The 17,638-nt window shown below is 70.7% G+C and carries 15 protein-coding genes; 7 read left to right on the top strand and 8 right to left on the bottom strand.

Features of this window, described 5'->3' with window-relative positions; genetic code table 11:
- Positions 1 to 170 precede the first annotated feature (170 nt).
- On the top strand, positions 171 to 1,025 hold the full coding sequence (gene sepH, locus I6J71_RS01635; protein ID WP_204093091.1) for a septation protein SepH: 855 nt from the start codon (positions 171 to 173) through the stop codon (positions 1,023 to 1,025).
- On the opposite strand, the gene I6J71_RS01630 is transcribed toward sepH, so the two are convergent.
- The 3 genes from I6J71_RS01630 to I6J71_RS01620 form a co-directional block, all read right to left on the bottom strand.
- A complete protein-coding gene (locus tag I6J71_RS01630; protein ID WP_204093090.1) occupies positions 1,022 to 1,387 on the bottom strand; it encodes an MmcQ/YjbR family DNA-binding protein in 366 nt (121 codons plus the stop codon). The genes sepH and I6J71_RS01630 overlap by 4 nt on opposite strands.
- An 18-nt stretch (positions 1,388 to 1,405) precedes the next feature.
- Positions 1,406 to 1,996, bottom strand: a complete 591-nt coding sequence (locus I6J71_RS01625) for a DUF2537 domain-containing protein (RefSeq protein ID WP_204093089.1) — start codon at positions 1,994 to 1,996, stop codon at positions 1,406 to 1,408.
- 158 nt (positions 1,997 to 2,154) lie between these two features.
- Positions 2,155 to 2,973: an RNA methyltransferase gene (locus tag I6J71_RS01620; protein WP_204093088.1), complete on the bottom strand. Its 819-nt coding sequence runs from the start codon at positions 2,971 to 2,973 to the stop codon at positions 2,155 to 2,157.
- Between the two features lie 226 nt (positions 2,974 to 3,199).
- Here I6J71_RS01620 and I6J71_RS01615 point away from each other — a divergent pair, with 226 nt between their 5' ends.
- The 5 genes from I6J71_RS01615 (at position 3,200) to I6J71_RS01595 (ending at position 7,849) form a co-directional block, all read left to right on the top strand.
- Entirely contained in the window at positions 3,200 to 4,699 is a 1,500-nt protein-coding gene (locus I6J71_RS01615; protein ID WP_204093087.1) for a glutamate-cysteine ligase family protein, read from the top strand.
- Between the two features lie 63 nt (positions 4,700 to 4,762).
- Positions 4,763 to 5,371: a TetR/AcrR family transcriptional regulator gene (locus I6J71_RS01610; RefSeq protein WP_204093086.1), complete on the top strand. Its 609-nt coding sequence runs from the start codon at positions 4,763 to 4,765 to the stop codon at positions 5,369 to 5,371.
- Positions 5,372 to 5,436: 65 nt separating this feature from the next.
- Positions 5,437 to 6,105, top strand: a complete 669-nt coding sequence (locus I6J71_RS01605; RefSeq protein WP_204093085.1) for a heme oxygenase (biliverdin-producing) — start codon at positions 5,437 to 5,439, stop codon at positions 6,103 to 6,105.
- Positions 6,106 to 6,313: 208 nt separating this feature from the next.
- Entirely contained in the window at positions 6,314 to 6,937 is a 624-nt protein-coding gene (locus I6J71_RS01600) for a superoxide dismutase (protein ID WP_204093084.1), read from the top strand.
- A gap of 99 nt (positions 6,938 to 7,036) precedes the next feature.
- A complete protein-coding gene (locus I6J71_RS01595; protein WP_204093083.1) occupies positions 7,037 to 7,849 on the top strand; it encodes an arylamine N-acetyltransferase in 813 nt (270 codons plus the stop codon).
- Between the two features lie 251 nt (positions 7,850 to 8,100).
- Here the strand turns inward: I6J71_RS01595 and I6J71_RS01590 are convergent, their stop codons facing one another.
- From I6J71_RS01590 to I6J71_RS01580, 3 genes are all read right to left on the bottom strand, one after another.
- The gene (locus I6J71_RS01590; RefSeq protein WP_204096812.1) at positions 8,101 to 9,360 is read right to left on the bottom strand and encodes an MFS transporter; all 1,260 of its coding nucleotides are present in this window, start codon (positions 9,358 to 9,360) and stop codon (positions 8,101 to 8,103) included.
- 239 nt (positions 9,361 to 9,599) lie between these two features.
- The gene (locus tag I6J71_RS01585) at positions 9,600 to 10,031 is read right to left on the bottom strand and encodes a MarR family winged helix-turn-helix transcriptional regulator (RefSeq protein WP_204093082.1); all 432 of its coding nucleotides are present in this window, start codon (positions 10,029 to 10,031) and stop codon (positions 9,600 to 9,602) included.
- Positions 10,032 to 10,195: 164 nt separating this feature from the next.
- Positions 10,196 to 11,665, bottom strand: a complete 1,470-nt coding sequence (locus I6J71_RS01580; protein ID WP_204093081.1) for an NCS2 family permease — start codon at positions 11,663 to 11,665, stop codon at positions 10,196 to 10,198.
- 84 nt (positions 11,666 to 11,749) lie between these two features.
- Between I6J71_RS01580 and I6J71_RS01575 the strand changes: the two genes are divergently transcribed.
- Positions 11,750 to 11,977 carry a DUF2530 domain-containing protein gene (locus tag I6J71_RS01575; protein WP_204096811.1) on the top strand — a complete coding sequence of 76 codons (228 nt, stop codon included), beginning with the start codon at positions 11,750 to 11,752 and terminating at the stop codon, positions 11,975 to 11,977.
- Between the two features lie 23 nt (positions 11,978 to 12,000).
- Here I6J71_RS01575 and I6J71_RS01570 read toward each other — a convergent pair whose 3' ends face one another.
- The gene (locus I6J71_RS01570) at positions 12,001 to 14,811 is read right to left on the bottom strand and encodes a sacsin N-terminal ATP-binding-like domain-containing protein (protein ID WP_204096810.1); all 2,811 of its coding nucleotides are present in this window, start codon (positions 14,809 to 14,811) and stop codon (positions 12,001 to 12,003) included.
- A gap of 8 nt (positions 14,812 to 14,819) precedes the next feature.
- Complete coding sequence (locus I6J71_RS50115; protein ID WP_304503263.1) at positions 14,820 to 17,624, bottom strand: DUF3027 domain-containing protein; 2,805 nt, start codon at positions 17,622 to 17,624, stop codon at positions 14,820 to 14,822.
- Positions 17,625 to 17,638 lie beyond the last annotated feature (14 nt).

Here is a 17,638-nt window from a genome sequence, read left to right as displayed (position 1 = left end):
GAACGTGGCCGGCGTGTCCTGAACGGTCCCGGTGAGCGGGCAGTGGAGGATGACGGAGATCGTCGGCAATCGGGTGACGGATCGGTGTTGCGTCGGCGCGCCTCGCGCGTCAAGCCGACGCGCCGTTCTAACGTGAACACCCACAAAGGTGAAGATCGGGGAGGCGAGAAATGCGGGCGCTACGGGTGATCGGGCTGCACGAGGACGGCAAGTCCATCGTGCTCGAGGAGCCGGCGAGCCGCACGCGCTTCCTGCTGCCGGCCGACGAACGACTGCGAGCAGCGGCTAGGGGGGACATCGCCCGGCTGGGCCAGATCGAAATCGAGTTGGAGAGCCAGATGCGGCCACGCGAGATCCAGGCGCGAATCCGCGCCGGCGAGTCCGTCGAACAGGTCGCGAGCAGTGCCGGGGTGTCGGCGCAGCGCGTGGAGCGATTCGCCTACCCGGTCCTGCTGGAGCGCTCGCGCACGGCGGAGCTGGCACAGAGCGCGCACCCCGTGCGCGAGGACGGCCCCGACGTCCAGACGCTGGGCGAAGTGATCGCGTACGCGTTCGGCGTCCGCGGCCACGACTACTCCCAGGCCCGCTGGGACTCCTGGCGCGGTGACGACGGCAAGTGGGTCGTCGTGCTGCAGTGGAAGGCCGGTCGCTCCGACAACCGCGCCCACTGGTCCTTCTCGCCCGGCGCCCACGGCGGCACGGTGCACGCCCTCGACGAGAACGCCGAGGTGCTGCTCAACCCCAACGCCTACCGCCCGCCGCGCACGGTGCGCGCTCTCGACCCGGCCCGCGACGCCGTCGTCCAGCCGACACTCGACGCGAGCGACGACGAGGTCCGCGCGCTCGAGGCCCCGACGGAGCCGCCGGAAGAGGACGACACGCGCGAGATCCCGCGCGTCCCCTCGGACGACGACGCCGCGTCCGCCTCCGACGACGAGCAGCCGCGGGCGAAGGCCAAGAAGAACCACCCGATCGTGCCGTCGTGGGAGGACGTCCTGCTGGGCGTCCGGTCCCAGCGCGGTTAGCTCCCCAGCAACACCGCCAGCGACTTCGGCGCCACCAGCCGGTAGGCATCGCGCACGATGCGGTCGATCTCGGTCCAGTCGACGTCCACGTCGAGGCGCACGCCGAGCCAGCCGCGGTGGCCGACGTAGGGCGGCCGGAAGAAGCGGTCCGGCTCGGTGCGCACGAGGCCCTCCTGCGCACCGGGCGGGGCGGGGCACCAGAACGCGAGCCTGTCGTCGTCGTGGTGGTGGTCGGCGAACATCACGAACGTCTTCTTCCCGCGGATGAACCACGTCGGCTCGCCGTGGCTGAGACGTTCGCTGGTCTCGGGCAGCGCGAGGCACAGCGCACGGAGCCGATCGAGTTCGCGTCGAGGCGCCATCGGGCCAGTATCGGCCGGTCAGAGCACGATCGCCAGCACGCCGATCCACGCGGCGACGATGCCGGCACCCGCGCCGTACACGGCCCAGCGCACGATCGGCAGCTTCCGCCCGAGCCACAACGACGGTCCGATGCCACCGGTCACCACGACCGTCGCGACGAGGGCGAGCCACCCGCTCGTCGCGCTGGCAAGCGTGGTCGCCAGCGCGAGCATCGCGACGACCACGAGCACCGCGGCGAAGCCGGATACGAGGAGCCCGGTGAGCCACGGCGTCGGCTCGGGCCGCGGCGCCGGCCGCCGCCGCGCCACGACGCGCGCCGGGGGCTCCACCACCGTCTCGACGCCGGACACCGGGTCGACGAACCGCACCGTCGTGCCCATCACCGTCGCCAGCCGCCCGGCGAGCTGCCGGCCCCGCTGCGACACGACTGACGCCGCGACCTCCGCTTCGCCCCCGGTACGCGACACCGCGGACGCGACGCGCGCCCACTCGTGGAGCGCCTGCGCCAAGTCCGGCCCGATCGCCAGCCGACGCGGGTCGACCTCGCGCGCGTGCTCGCCACCCGGGCCGGCGAGCACCGCGCGCTCGCCCCGGATCCGCAGCTCCACAAGTGTCCTTCCCCGCGTGGCCGTCCTCCCGCCACCCGGAGCGTACCCGGCTGAACCCGCAGGTCGAGCAGAGCCCAGCAGGCGGGGAACAGTGCCCGGATGACACCGGCTTCCTGAGCAACGCAACGAAAATTGGGTACCCCTCAACCATGATGACGTCAGCGCGTGGCGGCCGCGTCCACGCCGAAGAACTCGTGGAACGCGACCGCGGCCGCCGTGGCGACGTTCAGCGAGTCGACGCCCGGCACCATCTCGATGCGCACGGCGAGATCCGCGGCCGCGATCGCCTCGTCCGTCAAACCGGGTCCTTCGGCGCCGAGCACGAGCGCGACGCGCCCCGTCACCTTCGCGCGCAGCCCGCGCAGCGGAACGGAACCCGGCCGCGGCGTCAGGGCCGCCACGGTGAAACCGCTCTCCCGCAAGAGGTCCAGACCGCCAGGCCAGTCCTCGAGCGGCGCGAACGGCACGCGCAGCACGTGACCCATCGACACGCGCACACTGCGCCGGTACAGCGGGTCCGAGCAGCCCGGCCCCAACAGCACACCGCCGACACCGAGCGCGGACGCGTTGCGGAAGATCGAACCGAGGTTTTCGTGGTCTCCGACGCCTTCGAGCACGGCGAGCACGTCCGCACGCGCCACGACCTCGGAAACCGCAAGGGGCGCCGGTTTGTCCGCGACCGCCAGCACACCGCGGTTGAGGTGGAACCCCACGACTTCCGCCATGGTTTCCGCGGAAGTCACGTACGCGGGCACGTCGACCCCCGACAGGTCCAGGTCGCGCACGCGTCGTTCGACGCCGAGGAGCGCGCGCACGGGGTAGCGCGACGCGAGCATCCGCTCGACCACCACCGTGCCCTCGGCGATCACCAGCCCGCGCCCGCCGGGGCGGTCCGGCCGGCGGTCCGCTGTGGACAGGTCGCGGAAGTCGTCGAGCCGGGAATCGCGCGGGTCCTCGGTGAAGATCAGTTCAGCCACACCGCACAGTGTGGCATCCGAGCGGTGGACGCCGGCCCGGTACAAAGCTGGGCCGAACGTCGGGAGAACTGTGGTACGAATGGGCCATTTTCGCGCACCGTCAACCCCCCGTGACGGAGAGCACCAGTTTGGCCGCTAGCCCGGATGCGCCGCGCTGTGCGACGGTGGGCGGCCTGGCAGTCCCCGCCCGGACACCTGCGGACCGAAGCCTTGGAGTGCGTCACTCATGGGTACCGATCTCTCGGCGAAACCGTTCGACCAGCTCGACCGCGGACGGTACCGCCGTAAGGTCCAGCGCTGCCTCGACACCCTCGCCCGGATGCTCACCGACGGGAGCTTTTCCTTTCCCCGCAAGAACATCGGCCTCGAAGTGGAGCTCAACCTCGTCGACCCCCAGCTGCGCCCGTCGATGACCAACACGGCGGTGCTGGAAGCGCTCGACGATCCGTCGTTCACCACCGAACTGGGGCAGCACAACCTCGAGCTGAACGTGCCGCCGCGCCCGCTCGCCGGCGATTCGGCGCTGCAATTGGAAGACGATCTGCGCGCGTACCTGGGCCGGGCCGCGAGCACCGCCACCGACACGGGTTCGACGCTCGCGATGATCGGCATCCTGCCCACGCTGCGCCAAGAGCACTTCGACCAGAAATGGCTGACCAACCAGACGCGGTATTCGTCGTTGAACGACCAGATCTTCGCCGCGCGCGGGGAACGGATCGCCCTTTCCATGGACGGCGCTCCCCTTCCGGGCGAACAACCCGAAAGGCTCCGCAGTCACGCGGAATCCATCCTCCCGGAAGCAGCGTGCACGTCGGTTCAACTGCACCTGCAGGTGGCGCCCGAGGAATTCGCCGCGCACTGGAACGCCGCGCAGTGCCTCGCCGGCGTGCAGACGGCGCTCGCGGCGAACTCACCCTTCTTGCTGGGCAAGGCGTTGTGGCACGAGACGCGCATCCCGCTGTTCCAGCAGGCCACCGACACGCGCCCGGAAGAGCTGAAGAACCAAGGCGTTCGGCCGAGAGTGTGGTTCGGCGAGAGGTGGATCACGTCGATCTTCGACCTGTTCGAAGAGAACGTGCGTTATTTCCCCGGCCTGCTGCCGCAGACCGACAGCGAGGATCCCATCGAGACGCTCGAGTCCGGCCAAGCGCCGAAGCTCACCGAGCTGCGCATGCACAACGGCACGATCTGGCGCTGGAACCGTCCGGTGTACGACGTCGTCGACGGCCTGCCGCACCTGCGGGTGGAGAACCGCGTTCTGCCGGCCGGACCCACGGTGGTCGACATCGTCGCCAACGCCGCGTTCTTCTACGGTGCCCAGCGCGCGCTCGCCGAACAGGAACGCCCGATCTGGACGCAGATGTCGTTCCAGGCCGCCGAGGAAAACCTCTACGCAGGCGCCCGCAAGGGGTTCGACGCGCAGCTGTACTGGCCCGGCATCGGCTGGATCCCGCCGGACGAGCTGGCGCTGCGCGTGTTGCTGCCGCTGGCGCACGAGGGCCTGCGCCGCTGCGGCGTCTCCGACGAAGCGCGCGTCAAGTACCTCGGCGTCGTCGAACGCCGTTGTCTCGCACGCCGCAGCGGCGCCACCTGGCAGCGCGACTACGTCCAGCGCGCCCAGGAACGCGGCGCCGACCGCGAAGAGGCGCTGCTGCGCATGCTCCGGCGCTACCTCGACCTGTCGGCAGAGGGGGATCCCGTGCACACCTGGCCGCTCATCGACTGAGTCGATCGCGCCCGTCGCCCTTATGGTGGCCGGACAAGGTCTCACGAGGCAGGGGAACCCAAGGTGCCGAAAGTTCTCGGCGGCTCGATCGAAGCGCACCGGCGCGAGGTCCGTACCCGGGTGTTCGAGGTGTTGCGCGCGCAGCTCTACGAGCGCGGCTTCGACGCGATCACGCTCGCGGGCATCGCGGCCGACGCAGGCGTGGGGCGCACCGCGCTGTACAACCACTTCCCCGACAAGGAGAGCCTGCTCGTCGCCTTCGTCGAGGACGAGGCCGCGCAGTACGTGACGCGGCTGCGCGAGGCCGTGGAAGCCGAGACGGATCCGGTGGCGCAGCTGGCGACGTTCGTCCGCCTGCAGCTGCGGGTGCTCGCCGAACACCACCTGCCGCCGGGCGGGGCGCTGGAGTCCGCCCTGGCGCCCGCGGCGTACCGGCGCATCAGCGCGCACGCGGACCCGATCACCGAACAGCTGCGGGCGGTGCTGCTCGCGGGCGTCAACGCGGGCAGCTGGCCCGCGCAGGACGTCGACGTGGTGGTCCCCATGATCACCGCGGCGCTCGGCACGAGGCAGGTTGTCGACGTGCCGCCGGAGCGCCTGGGAGCGGTGGTCGACGCGGCCGTGCGGTTCGTGCTGCAAGCCATCGGTTCGAGTGAACTTCCGCCGAATTAGGGTGACCTGACCCGCGGTGGTGACCTACGCTCTTTCTGACAACCTGTCAGATCGAGGGAGGTCCCATGTCGGTGGCCACGGAACTGGAAGCCCGCCCGTTCTCAGCCGAGCTGCGGGCGTCGACCAGGGTGGTGCACGAGCGGGCCAACCACTCCACGTACATGAACGCGCTGCTCGGCGGTGAGCTCTCGCTTGCGGGCTACACGCAGCTGGCGATCCAGTACTTCTTCATCTACCAGGCCATCGAGCGCGCCACCGACGCGATGACCGGCGACCCGGTGGGCGGCGAGTTCGTGTTCGACGAACTGCGCCGGCTGCCCGCGCTCGAACGCGACCTCGCGCACCTCGTCGGCCCGGACTGGCGCTCGACCGTCCGGCCGCTCGCCAGCACCGAGGCGTACACGGCGCGCGTGGCCGAAGCCGCGCAGTGGGCCGGCGGCTACGTGGCGCACCACTACACGCGCTACCTCGGCGACATCGCGGGTGGCCAGATCATCCGGCGGCTGGTGGAGAAGAAGTTCGACCTCGCCGAAGCGGGTTCGCTGTTCTACCACTTCGACGACCTCGGCAGCGCGCCCGCGTTCCGCGACCGCTACCGCGCGAAACTCGACGCGGCGCCGTGGGACGACACCGCGCGGGCCCGGGTGATCGACGAGACACTCGTGGCCTTCGAGCACAACGTCGCCGTCTTCGACGAGCTCGCCCTCGACCTGGCGCGCTACCGGATCACCTGACCGGCACCCGGATGGAGCTGATCACACGGAGTTGACCTCCAGCTTGGTCGAGGTACAAGGCTCGGTTTCGCCCGGTGCCCACCCGGGTATGCGGCAGACGGACGAGTGTGCCCACCCGCGGTACGGACGCCGCCCCCGGTCGCCGGGAACCCGGGTGTGCTACTAGGTTCGGTAGTAGGAACTTGTGTCGAAGACAGAAGGAGGGCCAATGGCCCGGTACGAGCTGCCCGATCTCGACTACGACTACGGCGCTCTCGCGCCCCACATCTCGGGTCAGATCAACGAGCTGCACCACAGCAAGCACCACGCGACCTACGTCAAGGGCGCGAACGACACGCTCGACAAGATCGCCGAGGCGCGCGACGCGGGCGACTTCGGCAACATCGTCGGTCTCGAGACCACGCTGGCCTTCAACCTGGCCGGCCACGCCAACCACGTCGTGTGGTGGAAGATCCTTTCGCCGGAAGGCGGCGACAAGCCGACCGGCGAGCTGGCCGCGGCGATCGACGAAGCGTTCGGGTCGTTCGACAAGTTCAAGGCCCAGTTCACCGCCGTGTCCACCACGATCCAGGGCAACGGCTGGGGCGCGCTCTCCTGGGACCCGATCGGCAAGACGCTGATCACCCAGCAGCTGCGCGACCACCACAACAACCTGGTCCTGCCGACCACGCCGATCCTGCTGGTCGACGTGTGGGAGCACGCGTTCTACCTGGACTACAAGAACGTGAAGCCGGACTACGTCAAGGCCCTGTGGAACATCTTCAACTGGGGCGAGATCAGCAAGCGGTTCGACAACGCCGTCGCCGGCGGCAACGGCCTACTGCTCAGCTGAAGTTCACCTTCGCGGAAGACGGGGTTCTCCTACCGGGAGGGCCCCGTTTTTCCGTATCTCGGTTGACTTCGAGCACGCTCGAGGTGTGAGGCTGTGGTCATGGACGTCGACGCCTACCTCGCCCGACTCGACCTCGCGCTCCCCGCCACGGCCGACCTCGCCGCGCTGCGGCAGCTGCAGGAACGCCACCTCGAACGCGTGCCGTTCGAGAACCTCAGCATTCACCTCGGCGAACCGATCGAACTGGCCGAGGACGCCCTGTTCGACAAGATCGTGCGCCGCCGCCGCGGTGGGTTCTGCTACGAGCTCAACGGCCTTTTCACGGCGCTGCTGCGCGAGCTCGGCTTCGACGCGGAGCTGCGCGGGGCGTACGTGTTCGACGGTGAGGGGGTGCCCGGGCCGCCGCTGGACCACGCGGCCGTCGTCGTGCGCTTGGACGGCGAGCAGTGGCTCGTCGACGTCGGTTTCGGCCGGTTCAGCCGGTATCCGCTGCGAATGTCGGCCGTGGACGTGCAGACCGACCCGGAGGGCGAGTTCCTGTTCCTGGACGCGCCCCACGGTGATCTCGACGTCGTACTGGAGGGGAAACCCGCCTACCGCCTCGAACGGCGCCCGCGGCAGCTCTCGGAGTTCAGCCCCATGGCCTGGTGGCAGTCGACGTCGCCCGCTTCGAGTTTCACCGGGCGCCTCACCTGCTCGCGGACGACGTCGCAGGGCCGTGTGACGCTCTCGGGCCATCGGCTGATCGAGACCGTCGACGGCGTGCGCCACGAAGTGCTGCTCCCCAACGACACCGCGATCCGCACGGCCTACCGCGTCTACTTCGGCCTGACGCTCACGCGACTTCCCGCCCCGCCTGATGAGCGCCCCTTGACGCAGCGTGCGCCCGACCCGACCATGAACCCGTCGTGAGGGGCCGAATGCGGCGGATCGCCCGGCATGAACGGAGCCCCGCCCCGGGGGTTCCCGGGGGCGGGGCTCCGTCCGTTCCCGAACTGACTGCCGCTCCCACCACGAAGCGGACATGTATGAGGTTAGCCTAACCTCATACGAGCGGCAACCCTTGGATGGCGAAGCCTCATCTCTCCCTCGCTCGGGTGACCCGTGAAAAAAGAGCAAGGGCGCCCCGGGAAGCTCCCGAGGCGCCCTCTTCGAGCCAGGCGTCAGACGCGTTCGCGCTTGAGCACGCGCAACCCGCTGCCGAACCGGCGGACCGGCAGGCTCACCCCGCCCCGCCGCACGAGGACCAGTGCGCACACCACCGCGGCGACCAGCGAGATCGCGCCGCCGATGTAGAACGGCGAGCGTCCGCCGAACGCGTCGGCCATCCAGCCCGTCATCGGGCCGCCAATGGGGTTGCCGCCGATCAGCACCAGCACGTAGATGCCCATCACACGGCCGCGCATCTCGGGTGAGACCGACGTCTGCACCAGCGCGTTGGCCGTGTTGAGGAACGTGATGGTGGCGAAGCCGAGCGGGATCAGGCCGATGCCGAAGGCCAGGTAAGTGGGCATGAAGGCGGTGAGGAACTCGAACAGGCCGAGCGCGGCCGCCGCGAGCAGCATCGTCCGCACCCGCGGGCGGCTCTTGATGCCGCGGCGCGCGGACAGCAGCGCGCCCACGAAGGTCCCCACGGCGACGAGGGTGGAGAGCAGGCCGTACCCGTCGGCCTGGGTGTGGAAGACGTTGGCGGCGACGATCGGCAACGACGTGAAGTAGGTGATGCCGAACGTGCTGACGAAGAGCACCAGCACCATGACCGTGACGAGGTCGGAGCGGTGCAGCACGTAGCGCAGGCCTTCGACGAGCTGCCCCTTCGCGCGGGGGATCGCCGGCCCGCGGAAGAGCTTGGCCGGGTTCATCAACGCGAGCCCGGTGACCACCGCGACGGTGCTCACCGCGTTGGCGACGAACAGCCAGCCGGTGCCGACCCAGGTGATCGCGAACCCGGCGATGGCCGGGCCGACGATGCGGGCCAGGTTGAAGATCGAGGAGTTGAGCGCGACGGCGTTGGCGATCTGGTCGCGGCCCACCATCTCGGCGACGAACGACTGCCGCGTCGGCACCTCCACCGCGGAGGTGATGCCGAGCATCATGCACAGCAGGTACACGTGCCACATCTGCACCACGCCGGTCAGGTCCAGCACGCCCAGCAGCGTCGCCTGGACGCAGTTGATGCTCTGGATGAGGATCAGCAGGCGCCGCTTGTCGACGCGGTCGGCGAGCACGCCGGCCCACAGCGACAGCAACAGCGTGGGCGTGAACTGGAACGCGACGGCGATGCCGAGCGCCACCGGGTTGTTGCCCGAGAGCTGGAAGACCAGCCAGTCCTGGGCGATGCGCTGCATCCAGGTGCCGACGTTGGAGATGACCTGGCCGCTGAAGAACAGCCGGTAGTTGCGGACCCGTAGGGACGCGAACATCCCCTTGCCCTTCTTGGGTTCCGCGGGTCTTTCGGGCTCTTCCGGGACCCGATCGGCGCCGACCGGCACCTGCGGGACGAGCTTCTTCTCACCGGTCTTCGCGCGGGCCAGCGCCTGGTCGGCGGCGACCTTGCCGGGAGGTCCGGACGGGGGCGGGCCCGACGGCTGAGGTGCCGTTTCCCGGGTAGCAGTGGTTTCGGTCTTACGGTCTGTGTCGCTACCCGTGGTCGCCACCGGTGTTAGTTCCCCGCCATCCTGTCGATGATCTCAGCGGCGCGGGAGAGCACATCCAGCTCTTCCTCGCCGAGTTCCGCCAATTGCCGGTCCAGCCACGCCTCCCGGACCGAGATGGCCTTCTTCACGTAGGCCAACCCGTCGTCGGACAGCTCGACGATGGCCTGCCTGCCATCGGTCGGGTGCGGACGTCGCTCGACGAACCCCATCTCCTCGAGCGCGGCGATGACCCTCGTCATCGAGGGCGGCTGGACGCCTTCCTTCGCGGCCAGCTGACCCGGGGTCAGCGGACCGCACTTGAACAACGTGGACAGCGCCGCGGTCTGCGTCAAAGTGACGTCATCAGCCACGCGCTGCGCCCGGAGCCGGCGGTTGAGCCGGACCACCGCGAGACGCAAGCGGCTCGCGAGGGAGCGCTCATGCGTGTCGCCGGACATATAGTTAGCATACCTTACGAAAAATTCGCCGGCGGGTGAACCCGGACACCCTCTTTTGTCACGCTCAGCGCACGGACGGGGTCACGCTCAGCTTCGGTGTGAGGCCAGGCGTGGTGCAGGAGTCAGGCGCTTGGGGGTTAGGCGGTGGGGTCAGGCGGTGGAGCTCAGCTCAGGGCCGCCTGGATCGGGCCGACCGCGAAGTACGCCACGAACGCTACCGCGATTACCCACATCAACGGGTGCACCTGCCGCGCCCGGCCGGTCACCGCGCGGATGACGACGTAGCTCACGAAGCCCGCGCCGATGCCGTTGGCGATGGAGTAAGTGAAGGGCATGACGACGATCGTCAGGAAGGCCGGCAGGGCGATCGAGAAGTCCGTGAAGTCGATCTCCCGGACCTGGCCCATCATCAGCGCTCCGACGACGACCAGCGCCGGCGCGGCGGCCTCCACGGGCACGACCTGGTAGAGCGGGGTCAGGAACATCGCGGCGAGGAACAGCACGCCCGTGACGATGTTGGCCAGGCCGGTGCGCGCGCCCTCGGCGATGCCGGACGCCGATTCGACGAACACCGTGTTCGAGCTGGCCGAGCCGAAGCCGCCGGCGGCGCCCGCGAGGCCCTCGACGAACAGTGCGCGGCCGACGTTGGGCAGCTGGCCGTCCTTGCGGATCAGGCCGGCTTCCTTGCCGAGGCCGGTCATGGTGCCCATGGCGTCGAAGAAATCGGCAAGCACGAGCGTGAACACGAGCAGGACGACGGTGATGATCGGCAAGCGCGTCCAGGCGCCGAACGACACGTCGCCGACCAGCGACAGGTCCGGCACGCCGACGACGTTGTCCGGCAGTGCCGGGTAGCCGAGGTTCCAGCCCTTGGGATTCGTGCCGTTCGACGGGCCGGCCTTCACGAGCGTCTCGACGAGGATCGCCAGCACGGTTGAGCCGAGCACGCCGATGAGGATCGCGCCCTTGACCTTCTTCGCGACGAGGACACCGGTGAGCAGCAGGCCCGCCACGAACACGGCCGTCGGCCAGGAGGCGACCGAGCCGTTGATGCCGAGGCCGACCGGCACCGTGGTGTGCGCGTCGTCGGGCAGGCGGCGCACGAACCCGGCGTCGACCAGGCCGATGAAGCAGATGAACAACCCGATGCCCACGGCGATCGCCGACTTCAACGCCGGCGGGACCGCGCGGAACACGGCCGTGCGGAACCCGGTGAGCACCAGCAGCACGATGATGAGGCCCTCGATCACGACCAGGCCCATCGCCTCGGGCCACGTCATCTGCGGCGCGAGCGTGACGGCCAGCAGGCTGTTGAGCCCGAGCCCCGTCGCGATGGCGAACGGGTAGTTCGCGACGAGCCCCATCAGGATCGTCAGCACGCCGGCGACCAGCGCCGTCACCGCGGCCACTGCGGGCACGGGCAGGATGTGGCCGAGCACGTCCTTGTGCGCCGACGGGGTGTCGGCCGCGAAGCTGCCGATGATGAGCGGGTTGAGCACGACGATGTAGGCCATCGTCACGAACGTGACGATGCCGCCCCGCACCTCGCGTCCGGTCGTCGAACCGCGTTCGGTTATCTTGAAGAAACGGTCCAGAGTGGACACCGTCTGTCGCCGTTCACGCTGATCCGTCATCCGCCTGGCCCTCCGTGGTCGCTGCTCGGGGGTACCCTTCACCACGTGGACGAACCGATCAATCCCACGGAGGTAACGGGCACGTTGCGGCACACGCCGGACCTGCCCAAGCGCCTGACCGACCTGACCCCGGTGGTGATCGTAGGTACCTCGCTGTGGGCCGTCGCACTGGTGGTGCTCTTCGTGCTGACCAGCGGCGTGTGGGTGTGGACGGCGTTCGCGGGGATCGTGCTGGGGTTCATCGGGTTCGGGATCATGTTCTGGCAGCGCGCCGCCGCCCGGCGGGGCTCGAAGTCGGCGCAGCGCTTCTAGTTCAGGTCGCTGATTTCGGGCCGCTAGTTCAGCAGCGTGTGCGGCGCGGGGTCGTCGAGGAGCGCCGTGATCCGGTAGCGCTCGGCCCACCGGCCGCTCGCCCAGGCGAACGCACGGGCCAGCCCTTCGGACGTGTCCGCTGCGTGCAACCGGTTTTCCTGGTCGGCCCACCACGGGACCTCCGAGGTGGCTCCGTCGACGGTGACCGTGAGCACGTCGTGCAGGAGCGGGCCACCGTCCGGGAGCTCGAGGCCGAGCTGGTCGGCGACGAGCCGCAGCGCGGCCAGATCGGCCCAGGCGACGTACTCGCCGGTGCTGGTGACCTCGCCGGCGAGGCTGCTCGCGAGCGGGAGGTCCAGGAGTTCCGCGAGGCGTTCGGGCTCCTCGGGCGCCGCGACGAGCCGCGCCGCGGGCAGCGCGGACGCGGGCCACGGGACGTCGAGGACCACGGCGGTGTCGGCGTCGGCGACGGACGCGTCGGCCGCGCGCACGCGGGTGGGGGCGTCGAGCTCGTCCACCTCCACGGGTGAGTGGACCAGCGCGCGGTGAGCGCGGGCGGCGAGGCCGGGGCTGGGCGTGCGCTCGGGGTCACCGAGGCGGTCGAGGAGGTCGGTGACGTCTTCGGCCGTGGCGAGGTCGAGCGTGGTCCGGACGCCGGCGGCTTCGAGGAGCTCGTCGGTGAGGCCGAGGTCGGGGACCTCTTCGTAGAGGCCGGCGAGGTCGGCCGCCTTCCGCAGGCGCCACGAACCGGGGGCTTCGCCGGCGAGGAGGGCGTAGCGGGAGAGCCACCAGCGGGCGTGGCCGTCGGGGACGTGCAGCGCCTGCCACGTCTCGGGCCGCGCCGCGATGAGCCGCAGCGCGTCGGGCCACGCGTCGTCGGCGACGAGGTCGAGGTCGCGGATCGCGAGGACGGTCGCGGGCTCGCGTTCGAACGAGTCCCACCACGCTTCTTCGTCCGGCAGGCCGTGGCCGGGCTCGTGGGGCTCCTCGTCGCGCACGACGGCGAACGAGTCGAGCACGCCCACCGCTTCGAGCGTCGCCGGCGCCCAGTCCTCGGCGAACTCGTCGTCCAGAACGGACAGCGCACCGTCCTCTTCGAACACTTCGGGGTCGAAGACTTCCAGCAACGGCGAATTCGGCAGCACGAGCTCGTCGGCGCGCCGCCAGCCGTCCTCCGAAGGCAGGGCGAGCGCGCGCGCCCACTCCGGCGCGTCGTCGCCGCACTCGGCGATGAGCCGCAGGACGGCGCCCGCGAGGTTCATCCCGTCCAGCCCGGATCGGACGTCCTCCACACTGCGCTCGACGGCGAACTGCACCTGTTCGGCTTCGAGCAGCTGGCGAGCGCCGGCGTGTTTGGCGCCCAGGCGTTCCAGCAAGGGGTGCGCGGCGGCGGGGTGGACAAGCCTGAGTCCCGGAACGTCTACATCGGACAGCAGCTCGAGCAACTCGCGGGAACCGTCGACGAGCAGCGCACCACGGGCACCCGGCAGCGTGCGGCCGTCGGACAGCGGCACGGGCAGGCCGTCGAGCTGCGCCGGCTGGACTTCGTGCGTGTCGACCCCGATGGCGAGCGCCGCGTAGAGCCGGTGCCACCACGCCGGTTCGCGGTCGACGCCGGTGAGGACGCCGAGCACGTCCTGGACGGTGAGCGGCTGCGCGGAAACCGGCTTGAGCGTGCGCGCCGCGTCCTTCGGGGCGGGCACCAGACCGGGCACGAGGTCCTCGAGCAACGGCGCCAGCCCCGGGACGTCGACGTCGAGGACCTTCGCCTCACGTCCGGCGACTTCCCCACCGTCCTGAGTGGACAGCCACGGCCGGGTCGCCAGCTCGGCGAAAACGTGCTCGCGCAACTGTTCGTCCAGTGTGGACCTTGGAAAACCGACGCTGGGCACGAGCGCGAACCGGTGCTCGGCCGGGAGTTCCCTGACAAGCCCGACGTAACTCCCGGCGGCGGTGTCCAGCGCTTGGGTCAGCGCGGCACCCGGCAGCACCCGCCGCCGCGACGGCTCCAACGGCACGGGCGCGATCAGGCGCGCCGGCAGGCTCAGCGCTTCGTCGGTGGGGGTGGGCGCGTGCAGGACGTCTTCGGTGAGTGGCAGCGGCGTGCCGTCCTCGGCCAGCGGAACGGCCCAGCCGTCGTGCGTCAGCCACCGTTGCGTGGTTTCGGGCCCGCTGATCTCGACGGCTTCGTCCCCGGTCCGGGTCCAGGTGCGACCGTCCACTTCGATCTCGCCCAGCCACGGCAGGGCGAGCAGGAGATCGGGGATTTCCCGGTCGAGGGCGGCGAGGAGGGTCTCTCCCGCAGCCGCGTCGCGAAGCGGCAACCGCACCTCGGTGTCGAACCCCTCCGGCGGCACCTCGTCAGTCGGCCACGGCAGCCGCAGCACCGGCACGTCGCCGTCCCGTCCGGAGGCCTCCCGCGTCCGCCCGGCCGAAAACGCCACGCTCCCCGTCGACGACACCACCCGAGGCTCGTCCGAAACGGTCACCACGGCCGCGAAGCCGACCCCGAAGCGCCCCACCGAGCCGCGCTCCTTGCCCGACGCCCGCAACGACGCGAGCGACTCGACGCCCCGCCCGTCCAGCGGCGCGCCCGTGTTGGCGAACCGCAGCTCGCCATCCACAACGGACACACGCACCCGCCCGGGCTTCCCGCCCGCCTGCGCCGCGTCCGCCGCGTTCTGCGCCAGCTCGACGAACAGCCGGTCGCGGTACGCGCCGACCCTCAGGTCGCGTTCCGCGTTCGTGTCTTCGGTGAACCTCGTCGGGGAGTCCTGCCACGCCCGCAGGACCGCCGCCCGCAACCGCTCGGTCCCGAACGGATCCGCCCCCACCACAGTGGTCACCGGAGGCTGTCACCACTTTCCGCGTCGGTGCCGTTGCCGGTGTCGGTGCCATCGCCGGCTGCGGGCTTGGCTTCGGAGTCGGCGTGCGTGTCGATGCCGGCTTCGGTCTTGGTGTCGGCCTTGGCTTCCGGGTCGACCTTGGTGTTGGTGTCGGCTTCCGGCTCGGCCTTGGCTTCGGAGCCGGCTTCAGCCGCGACCTCACCGACCGTCTCGCCCGTGGCCTCTTCGGCCTCGCCAACCATCCCGGCACCTTCACCCGCGACCACAGCTCCAGCCGCAGGCTCGGCATCCGGCCCAGGCCCGGCTGCGACACTCGGCGTGTCCACACCGGTCGCGCTGGCCGCAGCTTCCTCCGCAGCAACGTCTGCCGTATCTGCGCCGGAAACCTCGCTCACCAACTCGGCGGCCGGCGCCGCGAAGTCACCCGCCGGCCCGGCAGTCGCAGCCACTTCCGGCGCGGCGGCACCGGTCGCCTCGGCAGCCACGGCCGGTTCAGCGGGAGCTCCGCCACCCGTCGCGGACTCAGTGCCACGAGCCACAGCCTCGGTACCCGAGGCAGCAGCCTCACCAACCGGCCTGGCACCAGCGGCAGTCTCCTCCGGCGCGGTCACCCCAGTGTCTTCGACCGGAGCATCAGCCACAGCCTGTTCGGAGGCGGACTCGCCAGACACCTCGGCCGCCGATCCGGAAGCCTCAGTCTCAGCGTCACCCACCGGCTCGGCAGCGTCGGCCACCTCCGGCGCGCTCGCATCAACCACCTCAGCGGCAACCGTCGACCCGGCCACATCGGCCACAACCGGTTCGGCGGCGGCTTCGTCAGAAGCATCACTCACCGACTCCGCTGCCGCAGCGTCGTCCACCGACTCGACAGTGGCAGCCACCTCCGGCGTGGCCGCACCAGTCACGTCGGTAGCAACCTGCGACCCGGCTGGCGCGTCGCCCGCATCCGGCTCGGCGGCAGCTTCGCCGGAAACATCGGTTGCATCGGCCGCTGACTCGACGGTCGGAGCCGCGAGATCCGCCGCCGAACCGGCAGTGGCAGCCGCTTCCGGCCCGGCGACAGTGGCCGCCTCGGTGGCAACCCTCGGCTCGGCTGGTGCGTCGGCCGCGGCCGACGCACCGGCGGCTTCAGCAGAAGCATCGGTCGCCAGTTCGGCAGTCGCGGCGTCTTCCGATGCAGCGGCATCGGTCGCCACCGCCGGATCCGCCGAGGCTTCGGCCGCGGACGGGTCGGCGGGGGCATCGTCAGACACATCCGTCGCCGCCCCGATGGTCTGGGCCGGTGCCTCGGCAACCGGCGCCTCGGCGACCGGCGCGTCGGCACTCGTCGGCTCCGGCGCGACCGTATCGGCCGATTCGGCCGGGGAGTCGGACACAGTCTGGTCGGCCGAAGCCACGGTCGCAGGACCGGCGTCGGGAACCGCATCCGGGTCAGCGGCAGCGTCCGCAGAAGTGTCGGTCACGGGCTCGGCGGTCGCACTAGCTTCAGGCGTAGCCGCGTCGGTCACCGGCTCGGCGGTGGCAGTCGATTCGGGTGTGGCGGCGTCGGGGGCGGCCTGCGGAGCGGTGGCTTCCTCGGCAGTGTCAGCCGTCTGAGCTGCAGTCGCGGTGGTGGGAATCGCATCCGTCGCGGCCTGTGGTTCGGCGGGGGCGACAGTCGCTTCAGGAGCGGCAGCCGCTGCCTCGGTGTCCGGGACTCCGGCGACCGGCTCGGCGGCAACCACCGATTCCGGTCCAGTGGCCTCGTTCGAGGCTGGAACCTCGGCGGCAGCCGGCTCAGCGTTGGCTACTTCCGCAACCCCAGCCGCCTCGACAGCGCCCTCTCCCGCAGCCGAAACCGGCTCGGCGATCGCCTCGCCCGCGGCCGCAGCGGGCTGGGCGACATCAGCGGCACCACCAGCAGCCGCCTCCTCGACAGCCACCTCAGCCGCGGCTTCCGGCTCGACCGAACCAGCCGCGACCGTCTCGACCGCGGCGGCCGAAGCAGCCTCCGAGACCACGCCGGCGTCGGACTCGGCAAGCTCCGCAGGCTCATCGGCAACCGGCTCCGCGTCCGGCGCCGGGGAGAAGTCGATCAGCGAGTCGTCGTAGACGAGTTCCGCGACGGGCACCGAGGAGGTCACCTCGACCTCGACCTCGGAGTGCGCGCCGCAGCCGTACTCCACGTCCACGGCGTGGCCGTCGGCCGGGGAGATGTCGTTGGTGCAGACTCCGAAGGAGCCGCGCAGTGAACCGGCGAGCGTGACGAAGAAACCGCACGTGCCGCAGGTCGCGGGGGCGCTGCGGGCCATGTCCGACCGCGGCCCGAATTCGCCGCCGTGCCAGCGGGCGGCGGCGTCCTGACGGCCGTAGCGGGACAGGACGTGCACGCGGCCCAGGCCGACCTCGTGCGCGACCTCCTCGACGGCCGGGTCGTCGGACTGCAGGTACGCGGGCGCGAGGCGCGGGTCGTCCTTGTCCGCGGGGAAGATGTCGCCGACGCCGAGGTCGCCGGCGCGCACGCGCTGCTCCCAGGGGACCCAGGCCGGCGCGACGAGGGAGTCCGGGCCGGGCAGGAGTTCCAGCTCGCTCACCGTCACCTGCTCGTCGAGGCCGGCGACGGCCACGGTCACCGCCCAGCGCCAGCCGCGGTAGCCGGGCACCGACGCTTCGAACAGGTGGGTCGCCGAGACGGCGTCCTCGCGGTTCACGCCGACGTGCTCGCCGACCTGCTCGGCCGGCGCATCCGCCAGCAGGGCATCGCGCGCGACGTCCACTGCGTCGGCGAGCTTCCGCTGGATAGAGCCGTCGTCGAGGGTCAACAGCAACGTCATGG

This window comes from Amycolatopsis sp. FDAARGOS 1241 (genome assembly GCF_016889705.1).
In the GTDB taxonomy this organism is placed as follows: Bacteria; Actinomycetota; Actinomycetes; order Mycobacteriales; family Pseudonocardiaceae; genus Amycolatopsis.
The sequence above is the reverse complement of the archived record's forward strand: the minus strand, read 5'-3'. Positions and strand labels throughout refer to the sequence as shown.